Source organism: Klebsiella sp. CN_Kp091, from assembly GCF_040065095.1.
GTDB lineage: Bacteria > Pseudomonadota > Gammaproteobacteria > Enterobacterales > Enterobacteriaceae > Klebsiella > Klebsiella aerogenes.
In genome coordinates this window covers 40,404-56,341 of sequence record NZ_JBEAIO010000038.1, presented here as the reverse complement: position 1 = coordinate 56,341, position 15,938 = coordinate 40,404, and the positions used below count along the sequence as shown (strand labels likewise).

General features: G+C 53.1%; 14 protein-coding genes and 2 tRNA genes. 3 read left to right on the top strand and 13 right to left on the bottom strand.

Annotation, left to right across the window (positions count from 1 at the left end; all coding sequences use genetic code 11):
• Positions 1 to 152: 152 nt before the first annotated feature.
• The 7 genes from rpsO to ABLV17_RS15140 form a co-directional block, all read right to left on the bottom strand.
• Positions 153 to 422 (bottom strand): 30S ribosomal protein S15, encoded by a 270-nt coding sequence (gene rpsO, locus ABLV17_RS15170; RefSeq protein WP_015369527.1) that lies wholly within the window; start codon positions 420 to 422, stop codon positions 153 to 155.
• A gap of 148 nt (positions 423 to 570) precedes the next feature.
• A complete protein-coding gene (gene truB, locus ABLV17_RS15165; RefSeq protein ID WP_045394942.1) occupies positions 571 to 1,515 on the bottom strand; it encodes a tRNA pseudouridine(55) synthase TruB in 945 nt (314 codons plus the stop codon).
• Positions 1,515 to 1,916: a 30S ribosome-binding factor RbfA gene (gene rbfA, locus ABLV17_RS15160; RefSeq protein ID WP_002918248.1), complete on the bottom strand. Its 402-nt coding sequence runs from the start codon at positions 1,914 to 1,916 to the stop codon at positions 1,515 to 1,517. The genes truB and rbfA overlap by 1 nt, the downstream gene beginning before the upstream one ends.
• Positions 1,917 to 2,021: 105 nt before the next feature.
• On the bottom strand, positions 2,022 to 4,712 hold the full coding sequence (infB, locus tag ABLV17_RS15155; protein ID WP_015369525.1) for a translation initiation factor IF-2: 2,691 nt from the start codon (positions 4,710 to 4,712) through the stop codon (positions 2,022 to 2,024).
• Between the two features lie 24 nt (positions 4,713 to 4,736).
• Positions 4,737 to 6,224: a transcription termination factor NusA gene (gene nusA, locus ABLV17_RS15150; RefSeq protein ID WP_015369524.1), complete on the bottom strand. Its 1,488-nt coding sequence runs from the start codon at positions 6,222 to 6,224 to the stop codon at positions 4,737 to 4,739.
• 27 nt (positions 6,225 to 6,251) lie between these two features.
• The gene (gene rimP / locus ABLV17_RS15145; protein WP_015703598.1) at positions 6,252 to 6,704 is read right to left on the bottom strand and encodes a ribosome maturation factor RimP; all 453 of its coding nucleotides are present in this window, start codon (positions 6,702 to 6,704) and stop codon (positions 6,252 to 6,254) included.
• A gap of 206 nt (positions 6,705 to 6,910) precedes the next feature.
• Positions 6,911 to 6,987, bottom strand: a tRNA-Met gene (locus ABLV17_RS15140).
• 306 nt (positions 6,988 to 7,293) lie between these two features.
• Between ABLV17_RS15140 and argG the strand changes: the two genes are divergently transcribed.
• The 3 genes from argG to ABLV17_RS15125 all read left to right on the top strand — a co-directional run bounded on the left by argG (position 7,294) and on the right by ABLV17_RS15125 (position 10,162).
• On the top strand, positions 7,294 to 8,637 hold the full coding sequence (gene argG, locus ABLV17_RS15135; RefSeq protein ID WP_015369521.1) for an argininosuccinate synthase: 1,344 nt from the start codon (positions 7,294 to 7,296) through the stop codon (positions 8,635 to 8,637).
• Positions 8,638 to 8,807: 170 nt separating this feature from the next.
• Positions 8,808 to 9,437 (top strand): winged helix-turn-helix transcriptional regulator, encoded by a 630-nt coding sequence (locus ABLV17_RS15130; protein WP_087859924.1) that lies wholly within the window; start codon positions 8,808 to 8,810, stop codon positions 9,435 to 9,437.
• Between the two features lie 173 nt (positions 9,438 to 9,610).
• A complete protein-coding gene (locus ABLV17_RS15125) occupies positions 9,611 to 10,162 on the top strand; it encodes a YfaZ family outer membrane protein (protein WP_087859925.1) in 552 nt (183 codons plus the stop codon).
• Positions 10,163 to 10,200: 38 nt separating this feature from the next.
• Here the strand turns inward: ABLV17_RS15125 and ABLV17_RS15120 are convergent, their stop codons facing one another.
• The 6 genes from ABLV17_RS15120 to ftsH form a co-directional block, all read right to left on the bottom strand.
• The gene (locus ABLV17_RS15120; RefSeq protein ID WP_271032061.1) at positions 10,201 to 10,596 is read right to left on the bottom strand and encodes a hypothetical protein; all 396 of its coding nucleotides are present in this window, start codon (positions 10,594 to 10,596) and stop codon (positions 10,201 to 10,203) included.
• A gap of 149 nt (positions 10,597 to 10,745) precedes the next feature.
• Positions 10,746 to 10,832, bottom strand: a tRNA-Leu gene (locus ABLV17_RS15115).
• Between the two features lie 9 nt (positions 10,833 to 10,841).
• Complete coding sequence (gene secG / locus ABLV17_RS15110) at positions 10,842 to 11,171, bottom strand: preprotein translocase subunit SecG (RefSeq protein WP_015369517.1); 330 nt, start codon at positions 11,169 to 11,171, stop codon at positions 10,842 to 10,844.
• A 227-nt stretch (positions 11,172 to 11,398) separates the two neighbouring features.
• Positions 11,399 to 12,736 (bottom strand): phosphoglucosamine mutase, encoded by a 1,338-nt coding sequence (gene glmM, locus ABLV17_RS15105; RefSeq protein WP_213316674.1) that lies wholly within the window; start codon positions 12,734 to 12,736, stop codon positions 11,399 to 11,401.
• On the bottom strand, positions 12,729 to 13,577 hold the full coding sequence (gene folP / locus ABLV17_RS15100) for a dihydropteroate synthase (RefSeq protein WP_063414636.1): 849 nt from the start codon (positions 13,575 to 13,577) through the stop codon (positions 12,729 to 12,731). The genes glmM and folP overlap by 8 nt, the downstream gene beginning before the upstream one ends.
• A gap of 351 nt (positions 13,578 to 13,928) precedes the next feature.
• On the bottom strand, positions 13,929 to 15,863 hold the full coding sequence (gene ftsH / locus ABLV17_RS15095; protein ID WP_015369514.1) for an ATP-dependent zinc metalloprotease FtsH: 1,935 nt from the start codon (positions 15,861 to 15,863) through the stop codon (positions 13,929 to 13,931).
• Positions 15,864 to 15,938 lie beyond the last annotated feature (75 nt).

Sequence of the window (15,938 nt, the reverse complement as noted above, 5' to 3'; positions counted from 1 at the left end):
CTTTACCCGCCCCTGCGGATGAAGCCTCTCATTAGCCGCGCGAACCTCTGCATGAAGATCATTAATAGCAACAATACATGAGTTTTTAATGAATTGCTGCCGCCTGGTCGAAAAAAGGGGCCGTGAGGCCCCTTTTTCTGAAACTCGCAGAATTAGCGACGCAGACCCAGACGCTCGATCAGCGAAGAGTAACGTGCAACATCTTTACGTTTCAGGTAGTCGAGCAGTTTACGACGCTGAGAAACCATGCGCAGCAGACCACGACGGCTGTGGTGATCTTTTTTGTGCTCTGCAAAGTGACCCTGCAGGTGGTTGATCTGTGCAGTCAGCAGTGCAACCTGAACTTCAGTAGAACCGCTGTCGTTTGCGCCACGACCGAACTCAGAAACGATTTGTGCTTTAGCTTCAACGCTTAGAGACATTTTCAAACTCCAAAATTATAAGTAAAGAAAGGGTGCCGATCTCTAATTCAGCAACCCCTGATGCAACGCCCGAAAATGTTAAAACACTTTAGCGGACGTTAAGCGGCGATATTCTACTCGTAGCAGGCTTTTATCGCAACAAAAGCGCTCACTGCGGGTATTCCACCACCAAACGACGAGGCGCGACGCGGCCTTCATCGTCTATTTCGCCCATGCCGAGGAACTTGCCGGACTCGCTTTCCATCACCCGCACCAGCCCGTTAAGCGGCGCGCCTGACTGACGAACCGGATTACCGTTCTTAAAGTAGACCGCGGAAGTTTCTGGAATATGAACCAGCGGATAATCCGACGCCGGGCTGTCCATCGGCATCAACAGCGGGTCAAGCAGTTGAGCGGCGGGAATATCCTGCGCCGCCGCCTGTTCGACCAGCGCCTGCAGTTGTTCAAGAGTCACCATCCGCTCGACCGGGTATTTGCTCACCGCCAGGCGACGCAGGAAAATCACGTGCGCGCCGCAGCCAAGCTTCTCGCCCAAATCATCGATAATCGTACGGATGTAGGTGCCTTTCGAACAGTGGATCTCAAGCTCCAGTTCATCTCCTTCATGGCGAATAAACAGCAGCTCATAGACCGTAATCGGCCGGGCTTCACGCGGAACCTCAATACCCTGACGAGCGTATTCGTACAGCTTTTTACCCTGATATTTCAGCGCCGAGTACATCGACGGCACCTGCTGCGTTTCGCCGCGGAAGCTATCCAGCGCCGCCGCCAGCTGTTCTTCGCTAAAGGTGAGCGGGCGTTCTTCTACCACCTGGCCATCGGCGTCGGAGGTGTCCGTACGCTGACCAAGCTTGGCAATCACGCGATAACGCTTATCAGAGTCCAGCAGATACTGGGAAAACTTAGTCGCTTCGCCTAGACACACCGGCAGCATACCGGTCGCCAGCGGATCCAGCGCGCCGGTATGCCCAGCGCGGTTGGCGTTATAAATGCGTTTTACTTTCTGCAGCACATCGTTGCTGGAGGCGCCCTGAGGCTTATCCAGCAGCAATACGCCGTGCACGTCGCGGCCGCGACGACGAGGACGACTCATTAGTCCTCCTTGCTGTCGTCCGGGTTCACACGACGCTCATCGTCGTGTTTCACCACGCTGGTAACCAGATTGGACATGCGCATCCCTTCTACCAGCGAGTTGTCGTAGAAGAAAGTCAGTTCCGGCACGATGCGCAGGCGCATCGCTTTGCCCAGCAGAGAGCGGATAAAACCAGACGCTTCCTGCAGCGCTTTGATGCCCGCTTTCACCGCGGCTTCATCTTTGTCGTTGAGGAAGGTGACATACACTTTGGCATAGGCCAGGTCACGGGACATTTCTACGCCGGAAACGGTAGTCATCATGCCCAGACGCGGGTCTTTGATTTCACGCTGCAGGATGATGGCAATTTCTTTTTGCATCTCCTGGGCCACGCGCTGCGGGCGACCAAATTCTTTCGCCATAATAAATTCTCCAGAATAAAGACAAAAAAGGGGCCAAAAGCCCCTTTTTAAAATTATTGCCGGGTGGCGCTTCGCTTACCCGGCTTACGCTTAGCTATCTGACGATTAATCGATGCTACGCTGGATTTCGATGATTTCGAACACTTCGATCATATCGCCAACGCGAACGTCGTTGTAGTTCTTCACGCCGATACCACATTCCATGCCGTTACGGACTTCGTTAACGTCATCTTTGAAGCGGCGCAGGGATTCCAGCTCGCCTTCATAGATAACCACGTTGTCGCGCAGGACGCGGATTGGGTTGTGACGCTTAATCGTACCTTCGGTAACCATACAGCCCGCGATGGCGCCGAATTTCGGCGATTTGAAGACATCACGCACTTCAGCCAGACCAATGATCTGCTGTTTCAGTTCCGGAGACAGCATGCCGCTCATCGCCGCTTTCACTTCGTCGATCAGGTTATAGATGACGGAGTAGTAACGCAGATCCAGGCTTTCTGACTCGATAACTTTACGTGCGGAAGCATCGGCACGAACGTTGAAGCCAACCAGAATCGCGTTGGAAGCTGCAGCCAGGGTCGCGTCGGTTTCGGTGATACCACCTACGCCGGAACCGATGATCTTCACTTTCACTTCGTCGGTAGACAGTTTCAGTAAGGAATCGGAAATCGCTTCGACAGAACCCTGCACGTCCGCTTTCAGTACGATGTTCACTTCGTGAACTTCGCCTTCGGTCATGTTAGCGAACATGTTTTCCAGTTTAGATTTCTGCTGGCGAGCCAGTTTAACTTCACGGAATTTGCCCTGACGATACAGCGCAACTTCACGCGCTTTTTTCTCGTCACGAACGACGGTAACTTCATCACCCGCCGCCGGAACGCCGGACAGACCGAGGATTTCCACCGGAATGGACGGACCCGCTTCCAGCACTTCGCGACCCAGCTCGTCACGCATCGCACGTACGCGGCCATATTCAAAGCCACACAGTACGATATCACCCTTGTGCAGAGTACCTTCGCGAACCAGAACGGTAGCCACCGGGCCACGACCTTTGTCCAGGAAGGATTCGATGACCGCGCCGCTCGCCATACCGTTACGTACCGCTTTCAGCTCGAGAACTTCAGCCTGCAGCAGGATAGCGTTCAGCAGGTCGTCGATACCGGTACCGACTTTCGCTGATACTGGGATGAACTGCGCTTCGCCGCCCCACTCTTCCGGCATAACGCCGTACTGGGAGAGTTCGTTCTTCACGCGATCCATATCCGCTTCCGGCTTATCGATCTTGTTCACTGCAACTACTACCGGCACCTGCGCCGCTTTGGCGTGCTGGATAGCTTCCACAGTCTGCGGCATCACGCCGTCGTCTGCCGCCACGACCAGAACCACGATATCCGTCGCCTGCGCGCCACGAGCACGCATGGAGGTAAACGCGGCGTGGCCCGGGGTGTCCAGGAAGGTGATCATGCCGTTGTCGGTTTCTACGTGGTACGCACCGATGTGCTGGGTAATACCACCCGCTTCGCCGGAGGCAACCTTAGTAGAACGAATGTAGTCCAGCAGAGAGGTTTTACCGTGGTCAACGTGACCCATGATGGTCACTACCGGTGCGCGCGGTTCAGCCGCAGCGCCGGTGTCACGGTCGCTCATTACTGCTTCTTCCAGCTCGTTTTCACGACGCAGGATAACTTTGTGGCCCATCTCTTCGGCAACCAGCTGGGCGGTTTCCTGGTCGATGACCTGGTTGATGGTCGCCATCGCGCCCAGTTTCATCATCGCTTTGATGACCTGAGAACCTTTGACCGCCATTTTGTTGGCCAGCTCGCCAACGGTAATGGTTTCGCCGATCACAACATCACGGTTAACGGCCTGAGCCGGCTTCTGGAAGCCCTGCTGCAGAGAAGAACCTTTGCGATGTTTGCCGCCTTTACCGCCGCGAACGGCCGCACGGGCTTCTTCACGGTCAGCTTTCGATTCAGCGTGTTTGTTGCCTTTCTTCGCCGGGCGAGCAGCTTTGCTGTTACGGCCACGGCCGCGACCGCCTTCAACTTCACGATCGTTATCATCTTCAGCCTGACGCGCATGCTGAGACGTGGTTACGTGATAGTCGGTCGTTTCTTCTGGGGTTTCCGGAGTTTCACTCCAGTTTTTTTCATTTTCTTCAGCCATACGGCGTGCTTCTTCCGCTACACGGCGCGCTTCTTCTTCAAGTTTGCGGCGTGCTTCTTCTTCCGATTTGCGCTTCAGCTCCGCTGCTTCGTTCTCACGGCGGGTCTTTTCAGCCTGGGCGGTCTTGGTCATTTCGTCGGTATGTTGATTGCTCACTTTGTCTTTTTCCGCGGCTTCACGTTTCGCTTTTTCAGCGACTTCACGTTTAGCTTGTTCTGCGGCCTCACGTTCAGCTTTTAATTGCGCCTCGCGTTTAGCTGCTTCTTCAGCTTCACGACGGGCCTGCTCTTCCGCTTCACGCTGCGCCTGCTCTTCCGCGGCCAGGCGTTCAGCCTCTTGCGGATCGCGTTTCACAAAGGTGCGTTTCTTGCGGACTTCGATTTGTACCGATTTACTCTTTCCACCGGTACCTGGAATATTCAACGTGCTGCGCGTTTTACGCTGCAACGTCAGCTTGTCAGGCGCCGAGCCGTGTTCACGGTTCAGGTGCGTTAACAAGGTTTGCTTCTCTTGCGCGGTCACAGAATCATCAGCCGATTTGCGAATACCTGCATCAGCAAATTGCTGTATCAGGCGATCCACAGAGGTCTGAATTTCTGAGGCCAGCGCTTTAATAGTCACATCTGTCATGCTGTTCCTTCCTGCTACAGTTTATTACGCTTCGTCGCCGAACCAACAAATGTTGCGAGCAGCCATGATGAGTTCACCAGCTTTCTCGTCGGTCATACCTTCGATATCAGCCAGGTCATCAACGCCCTGTTCGGCGAGATCTTCCAGCGTACAAACACCACGGGCAGCCAGCTTAAACGCCAGAGCACGGTCCAAACCTTCCAGATTCAGTAAATCGTCGGCAGGTTTGTTGTCTCCCAGGCTTTCTTCCTGAGCCAGCGCCAGTGTAGTCAGTGCGTTTTTCGCACGCTCACGAAGTGCTTCAACGGTCGCTTCATCAAGGCCGTCGATTTCCAGCAGTTCTTTCATCGGCACATAGGCCAGTTCTTCCAGCGAGGAGAAGCCCTCTTCAACCAGTACGGTTGCGAAATCTTCATCAATATCGAGATATTTGGTGAAGGTATCGATAGCGGCATGGGCTTCAGCCTGGTGCTTAGCCTGCAGGTCATCAACGGTCATGACGTTGAGTTCCCAGCCGCTGAGCTGCGATGCCAGGCGGACGTTCTGACCGTTACGGCCGATCGCCTGCGCCAGGTTGCCTGCTTCTACCGCGATGTCCATGGTGTGTTTATCTTCATCCACCACGATGGACGCAACGTCAGCCGGCGCCATAGCGTTAATCACGAACTGCGCCGGGTTATCATCCCACAGGACGATATCGATGCGCTCGCCGCCAAGCTCGGTAGAAACCGCCTGAACGCGCGCGCCGCGCATACCTACGCAAGCGCCAACCGGGTCGATACGCTTGTCATTGGTTTTCACGGCGATTTTCGCACGAGAACCCGGATCGCGGGCTGCGGCTTTGATTTCCAGCACTTCTTCGCCAATTTCCGGCACTTCAATGCGGAACAGTTCGACCAGCATCTCCGGTTTGGAGCGAGTCACGAACAGCTGCGCGCCGCGCGCTTCCGGACGAACGGCGTACAGCACACCGCGAATACGGTCGCCCGGACGGAAGTTTTCACGCGGCAGCATATCTTCACGCAGGATCACGGCTTCAGCGTTGCTGCCCAGATCCAGAGTGATGTTGTCGCGGTTTACTTTTTTCACCACGCCGGTGATGATCTCACCTTCGTGCTCGCGGAACTGATCGACAACCATCGCGCGCTCAGCTTCACGTACTTTCTGTACGATAACCTGTTTAGCGGTCTGCGTGGTGATACGGTCGAAGGTGACAGATTCAATCTGATCTTCAACGTAGTCGCCGACGTTCATGCTTTCATCTTCGTAACGCGCCGCTTCCAGCGTGATCTCGCGAGTCGGTTGAGTCACCTCTTCAACCACCAGCCAGCGACGGAAGGTGTCGAAATCACCGCTTTTACGGTCGATTTCTACGCGAACGTCGATCTCTTGTTCGTATTTTTTCTTGGTCGCCGTTGCCAGAGCGCTTTCCAACGCTTCGAAAATCTTCTCGCGCGGCAGCGCTTTTTCGTTGGAAACGGCTTCAACAACAGCCAAAATTTCTTTGTTCATCGGGGCCTTTCACCTCAATCCAGACTGTTAAAAGTGGGGAACCAGGTTCGCCTTCTGGATGTTACTCAGCGCGAACACTTCATCTTTGCCTTCGACGGTTACCGTGATCATCTCACCGTCTACCGCTTTGATAATGCCCTGCCATTTACGACGGTTCTGTACCGCCATACGTAGCACCAGCGAAACTTCTTCACCGGTGAAACGTTGATAGTGTTCAGCAGTAAACATCGGACGGTCGAGACCAGGCGAAGAGACTTCCAGGTTGTAAGCGACGGTGATTGGATCTTCGACATCCATGACAGCACTGACCTGGTGGCTCACATCAGCACAATCATCAACATTGATGCCATCTTCACTATCAATATAGATGCGCAGTGTGGATGTGCGACCGCGAATAAATTCGATGCCGACCAGCTCAAAGCCAAGCGCTTCAACTGGCGCAGTGAGCATCTCTGTTAATTTTTGCTCTAATGTGGACAAACCCACCCCCAAGACATAAAAAAAGGGCGTATAGCCCAGTTATTCTGAAGTCAGATAACAAAAAACCCCGATAAATCGGGGCTTTAGATAACTGAACCCTGAGACCGCAATTGCGATCTGGAACACCTTCCAGAAGAATTCTTTCAAATCCGGCTACGAAGGACCTAGTCCTCACAGTATATTTGAAAAAGTACTTAATGGGAAAGTGGTTGCGGGGGCCGGATTTGAACCGACGACCTTCGGGTTATGAGCCCGACGAGCTACCAGGCTGCTCCACCCCGCGCCTGAAACGTGGCATATTTTACTCTTTCTGAGTAAAAGACGCAAATACTGCTGGGATTTGGTACCGAGGACGGGACATAAAATCGTGGTGAATTGTATCGATAAATCATATATTTTGTCAACATCCATTTTACACCACTCGCTTGCCGTTTATGCTGGCATTTCAGGCTTTTTTAGCAAAATCACCATCAGGCTCTTCCTGTCGCCAGCAAAAGATGATTAAATGAAAACTCACAATTAGTGCATAAAAATGCAAATTTGTTGTTGAGTCGAACTCACCACAGTCTATCTAGCAGGGTTTTATTTTATGACGACGATTCTTAAGCATCTCCCGGTTGGTCAACGTATTGGTATTGCTTTCTCTGGTGGACTGGATACCAGCGCCGCCCTGCTGTGGATGCGTAAAAAAGGCGCGGTTCCTTATGCATATACCGCGAACCTGGGCCAGCCTGACGAAGACGACTACGAGGCCATTCCGCGTCGTGCAAAAGAGTATGGCGCTGAAGGCGCTCGTCTGATTGATTGCCGCAAACAACTGGTGGCGGAAGGCATCGCGGCGATTCAGTGCGGCGCATTCCATAACACCACCGGCGGCTTAACCTATTTCAACACCACGCCGCTGGGCCGCGCCGTAACCGGCACCATGCTGGTTGCCGCGATGAAAGAAGACGGCGTCAACATCTGGGGCGACGGTAGCACTTATAAAGGCAACGATATCGAGCGTTTTTATCGCTACGGCCTGCTGACCAATGCGGAACTGCAGATTTACAAACCGTGGCTGGATAGCGACTTCATTGATGAACTGGGCGGCCGTCATGAAATGTCCGAGTTTATGATAGCCTGCGGCTTCGACTACAAAATGTCTGTCGAAAAAGCCTACTCCACCGACTCCAACATGCTGGGCGCGACGCACGAAGCGAAAGATCTCGAATTCCTTAATTCCAGCGTGAAAATCGTCAACCCGATTATGGGCGTGAAGTTCTGGGATGAAAGCGTAAAAATCGCCGCTGAAGAAGTGACCGTGCGTTTTGAACAGGGCCACCCGGTTGCGTTGAATGGCAAAACGTTCAGCGATGACGTCGAACTGATGCTGGAAGCTAACCGCATCGGTGGTCGCCACGGTCTGGGCATGAGCGATCAGATTGAAAACCGCATCATTGAAGCGAAAAGCCGCGGCATCTATGAAGCTCCGGGGATGGCACTGCTGCATATCGCCTACGAGCGCCTGCTGACCGGTATCCATAACGAAGATACCATTGAGCAATATCATGCTCATGGCCGCCAGTTGGGTCGCCTGCTCTATCAGGGTCGCTGGTTCGATTCCCAGGCGCTGATGCTGCGCGATTCGCTGCAGCGTTGGGTTGCCAGCCAGATCACCGGCGAAGTGACGCTGGAACTGCGTCGCGGCAACGACTACTCAATCCTGAATACCGTTTCAGACAATCTGACCTATAAAGCAGAGCGTCTGACCATGGAAAAAGGCGATTCTATGTTTACCGCTGAAGATCGTATCGGCCAGTTGACCATGCGCAACCTGGACATTACCGATACCCGTGAGAAGCTCTTCGGCTATGCCCAATCCGGGCTGCTCAGCGCATCTTCCGCCACCGGTCTGCCACAAGTTGAAAACCTGGAAAATCGCGATAAATAAACCGCGAAGCCAAACTCTCCAGCCGGCGCTAACCCGCCGGCTTTTTTATTTCCGCAATAAATCCTAAATGACAACCCTACTTTATCGTTATAGTTTATGGCATCACTATTTTTAATAATCACCATCTATAATTTATCGAATACCTGTACTCTTATACCGAGAGGATCGCAATGAATATTAAACCTCCCGTTCGGCCGCAAGAGGCGATCAATCGTCTGATGGCGCTGCTGGAACCGTATGCCACGCCAATAAATATGGTCGCAAGGAAAAGGCTTAGCTGGGAATATAAAGGCAAAATCCAGCTCTATCTGTTTAAGAAAGGTGAGTTATCTATTTTTCGCTCATCGGACAGATTACTCATGGTCACCGTCTATGAACCGCACCTGTTTGGCGTAGCCGAGATGCTGCAGCCCAGCCGTAGCCACGGCCTTCGCGCGGAAGTCGACACGGAGATCCTGCGGATTGACAGCGACAAAGCCATGCAACTCATCAGTGAGCATAACATGTGGGAAGAGGTCACCCGACTGCTGGCTTACCACACCTCTTATTTGGTATATCGCGACGATTTAGTATTACAACAGCGGACTTATTCGGTCATTCGTAATCATTTAATGGAAATGTTACTCCTTCCGGAAGAAACCCGATTGCGGGTATCCATGCTGGAATATATTCAGGACCGCACACACCTGTCGCGCAGCAGCATTCTGAATGTGTTATCAGCGTTGAAAAAGGGTGGCTATATCGAGTTTGCCCGCGGTGGTTATTTACAGAGTATCACCTCCCTGCCTGAGAAGTTTTAATCCCCTATCGACCCTGCCACTTATCGCCCCACCATTGTTTAAAATTAAACATATAAACGGTAACGGTGGGCGATAAATGCTTTTATTCTGCACATAACTATTAAACCAGAAACCCGTTAATTTTTGCCCGAACGCTCGTATCGGGCATTTTTTTACCCGAAGGAATACGAATAATGAGCATGTTCAGACTGAAATCCATCCTGCTTATCGCCGCCCTGAGCGCCAGCAGCGCCGCCTTCGCTTCCGTTAGTCTTCACGGTGAAGCCGGTTCAGAATTCACCAACTTATCAGCCAGCTTTAATCCGCAGTCTCCCGGAATGACCTTTAACGGTAACTGGGCGCATAGCGATAACGATGGCGATACGGTGGGATTAGGTATGGGTTATAACTTCGATCTGGGTCCGTTCCTGCTGACGGCCGGCGGTAAAGCGGTATACCTGAATCCGAACGATGGCGATGAAGGCTATGCGATTGCCCTCGGCGGCGGCGCTCAACTACCGCTTGGCGATTTCTTTACCTTGTTCGGTGAGGCTTATTATTCCCCGGATTCCATGTCCAGCGGCGTTGATGAATATCTCGAAGCCAATGCCGGCTTACGCGTGAATATCATCAAATCCATGAGCATCGAAGCGGGCTATCGCTATATCGATATGGCGGGTAAACATGACCACCGCGATAACGTTCTGGCGGATGGCGCCTATGCAGGTTTCAATTTCCGTTTCTAAGCGCGGCAAAAGGGATTGCCTGCCGGCAATCCCTCTTTTTATGCAAGAGATGGTATGGTTTTCAGCAGTTTATTAATTTCCTGCAAGCCCGCAATATTGTTCTCTTTACGGTAGACGTCGTTCATCGACGCCATTTGCTCAAGTTTGGTTAACGCACCGTAGACTTGAAACGCCTCGCTATCCTTATCAAAGACATCCCGTTTATCCACATCCTGTAAATAGTTGCTTTTAAGCGACTGGCTTAACTTGCTGATGAGTAGACTGTTATCCTTAAAACAGTTAACGACCGTTGATGATTCCGGCGCGGGCGCGGAATTATTAATAACCGGCACCTGTAGGGTATTCAACGTGTCTACTGTTTCTGGCGACGAATGGCTGCTGCATCCGGCCAGGCCCAACATACCGGCAATGATAACTACTTTTAAAGTACGCATGGCGTCACTGAACCTCGTCAAAATTGATGAGGGCGACTTTAGCGATTTCACGGGGTTCAAAACCAGCGGAGTGTTGTTTATAAATAAACAGCCAACAGGAAGGACAAAAACAAAAAAAGACGCTTTTCAGCGTCTTTTTTCTGGAATATTGGTACCGAGGATGGGACTCGAACCCACAAGCCCGTTAGGGCACTACCACCTCAAGGTAGCGTGTCTACCAATTCCACCACCTCGGTACAGAATACTTAGTGCGGGATATCGCTGGCCGGCTGAGCCGGTGCAGTTGGCTGAGTCTGCTCAGATTTCGGCGCACTCAGGTTATCCCACTCGCTTCCTTTATTGGTCTTGTTGCTGTTGATATTACCCAGCGCCAGACTGATGATGAAGAACAGCGCGGCCAGGATGCCGGTCATACGGGTCATGAAGTTACCAGAACCGCTAGAACCAAACAACGTGCCAGAAGCGCCTGCTCCGAAGGAGGCTCCCATGTCAGCGCCTTTACCTTGCTGCAGCATGATCAGGCCAACAAGGGCAATCGCTACAATAAGGAAAATTACTAAAAGAGCTTCGTACATAATCAACCTGTTCCTTGCGGATTCGCCGCATACCAAGTGCTTCACCAATAAAGCGGGACGTTTTAATATTTCCCACTGAAGCGGGTGTGAATACTAACCAAAGCGAATAACCTTCGCAAGGGCAATTTTGGCGTATTGTATCAACTGCGGAAAAAAACAGCAAAAAGCGTTTTTATATGCTTAAAAAGGCAGCAAGAGCCGCCTTTTTAATCACTTAGCTGCGATAGTTATACGCTTTTGACCGCATCGGCGATACGGTGGGCAAATTCCTTCACCTGCTCTTCATGCTCGCCTTCAACCATCACGCGGATCAGCGGTTCAGTGCCCGATTTACGCAGCAGCACGCGTCCACGGTTCCCCAAAGCGGCCTCTACTTCGGCAGTGACCGCTTTTACGCTTTCATGCTCCAGCGGATTGCCGCTGCCTTCGGTAAAGCGTACGTTGACCAGAATCTGCGGGAACATTTTCATACCGCTACACAAATCGTGCAGGCTCATATGATTGCGCACCATCGCCGCCACCACCTGCAGGCTGGCGACAATGCCATCGCCGGTGGTGGTTTTGTCCAGCAGGATCACGTGGCCGGAGTTTTCCGCACCGATACGCCAGCCTTTTTCCTGCAGTTTTTCCAGCACGTAACGGTCACCCACTTTCGCGCGGGTAAACGGAATGCCAAGCTGCTTAAGCGCCAGCTCAAGACCCATGTTGCTCATCAGCGTGCCGACTGCGCCACCGCGCAGCTGGCCCTGACGTAGGCCTTCACGGGCGATAATATAGAGGATCTGATCGCCATCGACTTTATTACCTTCATGGTCAACCATGATGACGCGATCGCCATCGCCGTCATAGGCAATACCCAGATCGGCTTTTTCCGCCAGCACACGAGCCTGCAGCGCGCGTACGTCGGTTGCGCCGACCTCTTCGTTAATGTTCAGCCCATCAGGTTCACAGCCCATCGCGATAACCTGCGCGCCCAATTCGCGGAATACATTCGGCGCAATGTGGTAAGTCGCGCCGTGGGCGCAATCCACCACCACCTTCAGCGAGCCGAGGCTCAGCTCATTCGGGAAGGTGCCTTTGCAAAACTCAATATAGCGGCCGGCGGCGTCGACGATACGGCTGGCTTTTCCTAGCTCAGCGGAATCAACGCAGGTCAGCTCTTTTTCCATTTCTGCTTCAATCGCTTCTTCGACGTCATCCGGAAGCTTAGTGCCTTCGATGGAAAAGAATTTAATACCGTTGTCGTAGAAAGGGTTATGAGAGGCAGAGATGACGATTCCCGCTTCAGCGCGGAAGGCGCGAGTCAGATAGGCGATAGCCGGCGTCGGCATAGGGCCGGTAAACGAGGCGGACAAACCCGCAGCCGCCAGGCCAGCTTCCAGCGCGGATTCCAGCATATAGCCAGAAATTCGCGTGTCTTTGCCGATAATGATTTTACGTGAACCATGGCGTGCCAGCACTTTGCCTGCCGCCCAACCCAGCTTCAGCACGAACTCAGGTGTAATAGGTGCGTCGCCAACGCGGCCACGAATACCATCGGTGCCAAAATATTTGCGGTTACTCATAACGTTTATTTTCCTTAGCGGCCAGGGTGGCTTCCACCACGCGCAGCGCTTCTACCGTTTCTTTGACATCATGGACGCGAATTATCTGCGCGCCCTGCATTGCAGCAATGACTGCGCAGGACAAGCTGCCGCTCAGCCGTTCCGACGGCCCTACGTTCAACAGCTGACCCACCATCGACTTACGCGACATCCCCACCAGCAGCGGGAGCCCAAAATGATGGAACTCCCCTAGTCGGGCAAGCAGTTCATAGTTATGGGAAAGATTTTTACCGAATCCGAATCCCGGGTCGAGCAACAATTTTTCTTTTGCGATCCCCGCCTGTTCGCAGCGCACAATGTGTTCAGCAAAAAAACGGTCAACATCGGCAAAAACATCTTCGTACTTCGGCGCTTCCTGCATCGTTTTCGGCTGCCCCTGCATATGCATCAGGCACACCGGTAGCCCGGTTTGCGCGGCGGCCTGCAGGGCGCCAGGCTCGGTTAATGAACGGATATCGTTAATGATATGTGCGCCAGCGCGCGCGGATTCGCGGATGACCTCGGCTTTCGAGGTATCAACCGAGATCCAGACTTCAAAACGCTGTGCAATTGCCTCAACCACCGGGATCACCCGCGCCAGCTCTTCCTCGACGCTGACATCCGCCGCGCCAGGCCGGGTTGATTCACCGCCGATATCAATAATAGTCGCCCCGGCGTTAATCATCAGGTTGGCATGCTTAACCGCTTCAATCAGTGAATTGTGGCTGCCGCCATCGGAGAAGGAATCCGGCGTAACGTTAAGGATCCCCATCACATGCGGATGGGAGAGATCGAGCGTTGACCCCTGGGCGTGTAATTGCATGTTTTCTTTCCGCTATGGTTTATACAGTTGTAGTACGGACAGGGCTCGGCCCGCACCATCTTAGAGATTCTGGCGGTGACATCATTCAATTCCTCAAGAGGATAATGAAGCACCGGCGTTTAAATATTCAAAAAATGAATATTATCAGACAGACGGCTCATCCGCGCGTGTTGCAGCCGCCGCCATCCCGAAAACATTTTACGCGATGGACGATAGCACGCCATCGCCATAGTTATGTTCTGAAAGAGGATCCCGCGCAGCCGGTAAAGACGGGCGTATAAAAACAAAAGGGCCGCAGCGGATTAGGCTGCGGCCCTTATTCGTCAGAGCGCTTTAGCAAAGCGTGGAGACTTATTTGTCGCCCAGCTGTTCCGACATGGTATTGCCCGGGTTCGGCGTACGCGGCTCATCAACCGGACGCGGCGCCGTCGGGGTGCCATTGTTGCCAGAGTTGTTAGAAGAACCAGGTTCTTCCCAACCCGCCGGCGGACGAACATCGCGACGAGCCATCAGGTCGTCAATCTGCGGCGCATCGATGGTCTCATATTTCATGAGCGCATCTTTCATCGCGTGCAGAATATCCATGTTGTCGTTCAGCAGCTGGCGAGCACGACCGTAGTTACGCTCAATCAGCGATTTCACTTCCTGGTCGATGATGCGCGCGGTTTCATCAGACATATGCTTCGCTTTCGCGACGCTACGGCCGAGGAACACTTCGCCCTCTTCTTCGGCATACAGCAGCGGGCCGAGTTTGTCAGAGAAGCCCCACTGGGTGACCATGTTACGCGCCAGGTTAGTCGCAACTTTAATATCGTTGGACGCGCCGGTAGAAACATGTTCCGCACCGTAGATAATCTCTTCAGCCAGACGCCCGCCGTACAGAGTGGAGATCTGACTTTCCAGTTTCTGACGGCTGGCGCTGATAGCATCGCCTTCCGGCAGGAAGAAGGTCACACCCAGCGCACGGCCGCGCGGGATAATCGTCACTTTGTGTACAGGATCGTGCTCTGGTACCAGACGGCCGATAATCGCGTGGCCCGCTTCGTGGTATGCGGTCGATTCTTTCTGCGCTTCCGTCATCACCATGGAGCGACGTTCCGCACCCATCATGATTTTGTCTTTCGCTTTTTCGAACTCAACCATCGAGACGACGCGTTTGTTGCCACGGGCAGCAAACAGGGCTGCTTCGTTCACCAGGTTCGCGAGGTCAGCACCGGAGAAACCAGGAGTACCACGGGCAATAATTGCCGCGTCGATATCCGGCGCCAGCGGTACGCGACGCATGTGAACTTTAAGGATCTGCTCACGACCACGAACATCCGGCAGACCAACGACAACCTGACGGTCGAAACGGCCAGGACGCAGCAGTGCCGGGTCCAGAACGTCCGGACGGTTAGTCGCGGCGATAACGATGATACCTTCGTTACCTTCGAAGCCGTCCATCTCAACCAGCATCTGGTTCAGGGTCTGTTCACGCTCATCGTGACCACCGCCAAGACCGGCGCCACGCTGGCGACCGACGGCGTCGATTTCATCGATGAAGATGATGCAAGGCGCTGCTTTCTTAGCTTGTTCGAACATGTCGCGTACGCGAGACGCGCCGACACCCACAAACATTTCTACGAAGTCAGAACCGGAAATAGTAAAGAACGGCACTTTGGCTTCGCCGGCGATAGCTTTCGCCAGCAGCGTTTTACCGGTACCCGGAGGGCCGACCATCAGGACGCCTTTCGGGATTTTACCGCCCAGCTTCTGGAAACGGCTCGGTTCGCGCAGATATTCAACCAGCTCGCCCACTTCCTCTTTCGCTTCGTCGCAACCGGCAACGTCAGCAAAGGTGGTTTTGATCTGGTCTTCGGTCAGCATTCGGGCTTTGCTCTTGCCGAAGGACATCGCGCCCTTTCCGCCGCCGCCCTGCATCTGACGCATAAAGAATATCCAGACGCCGATCAGTAGCAGCATCGGGAACCAGGAAATGAAGATGGAAGCCAGCAGGCTCGGTTCTTCCGGCGGTTCGCCAACCACTTTGACGTTTTTAGTCAACAGGTTGTCGAGCAGCTTCGGATCGTTAACCGGAATGTAAGTCGTGTAACGGTTACTATCTTTCTTGGTAACGTTGATCTCACGTCCGTTGATACGCGCTTCGCGAACCTGGTCCTGATTGACCTCTTGCAGGAAGGTAGAATAATCCACCTTGCGGCCATTCGACTCGCTGGGCCCAAAGCTCTGGAATACTGACATCAGCACAACGGCAATGACCAGCCAGAGTATTAGGTTTTTCGCCATGTCACTCAAGGGATTAACCTCTTATTACAACTGTGTTAAAAACAGCGTCAGGATACTCTATATCCAGCGTCTTTC

Coding starts and splice junctions, on each gene's coding strand:
- rpsO (WP_015369527.1), bottom strand. CDS start 422: ATGTCTCTAAGCGTTGAAGCTAAAGCACAAATCGTTTCTGAGTTCGGT.
- truB (WP_045394942.1), bottom strand. CDS start 1,515: ATGAGTCGTCCTCGTCGTCGCGGCCGCGACGTGCACGGCGTATTGCTG.
- rbfA (WP_002918248.1), bottom strand. CDS start 1,916: ATGGCGAAAGAATTTGGTCGCCCGCAGCGCGTGGCCCAGGAGATGCAA.
- infB (WP_015369525.1), bottom strand. CDS start 4,712: ATGACAGATGTGACTATTAAAGCGCTGGCCTCAGAAATTCAGACCTCT.
- nusA (WP_015369524.1), bottom strand. CDS start 6,224: ATGAACAAAGAAATTTTGGCTGTTGTTGAAGCCGTTTCCAACGAAAAA.
- argG (WP_015369521.1), top strand. CDS start 7,294: ATGACGACGATTCTTAAGCATCTCCCGGTTGGTCAACGTATTGGTATT.
- ABLV17_RS15130 (WP_087859924.1), top strand. CDS start 8,808: ATGAATATTAAACCTCCCGTTCGGCCGCAAGAGGCGATCAATCGTCTG.
- ABLV17_RS15125 (WP_087859925.1), top strand. CDS start 9,611: ATGAGCATGTTCAGACTGAAATCCATCCTGCTTATCGCCGCCCTGAGC.
- ABLV17_RS15120 (WP_271032061.1), bottom strand. CDS start 10,596: ATGCGTACTTTAAAAGTAGTTATCATTGCCGGTATGTTGGGCCTGGCC.
- secG (WP_015369517.1), bottom strand. CDS start 11,171: ATGTACGAAGCTCTTTTAGTAATTTTCCTTATTGTAGCGATTGCCCTT.
- glmM (WP_213316674.1), bottom strand. CDS start 12,736: ATGAGTAACCGCAAATATTTTGGCACCGATGGTATTCGTGGCCGCGTT.
- folP (WP_063414636.1), bottom strand. CDS start 13,577: ATGCAATTACACGCCCAGGGGTCAACGCTCGATCTCTCCCATCCGCAT.
- ftsH (WP_015369514.1), bottom strand. CDS start 15,863: ATGGCGAAAAACCTAATACTCTGGCTGGTCATTGCCGTTGTGCTGATG.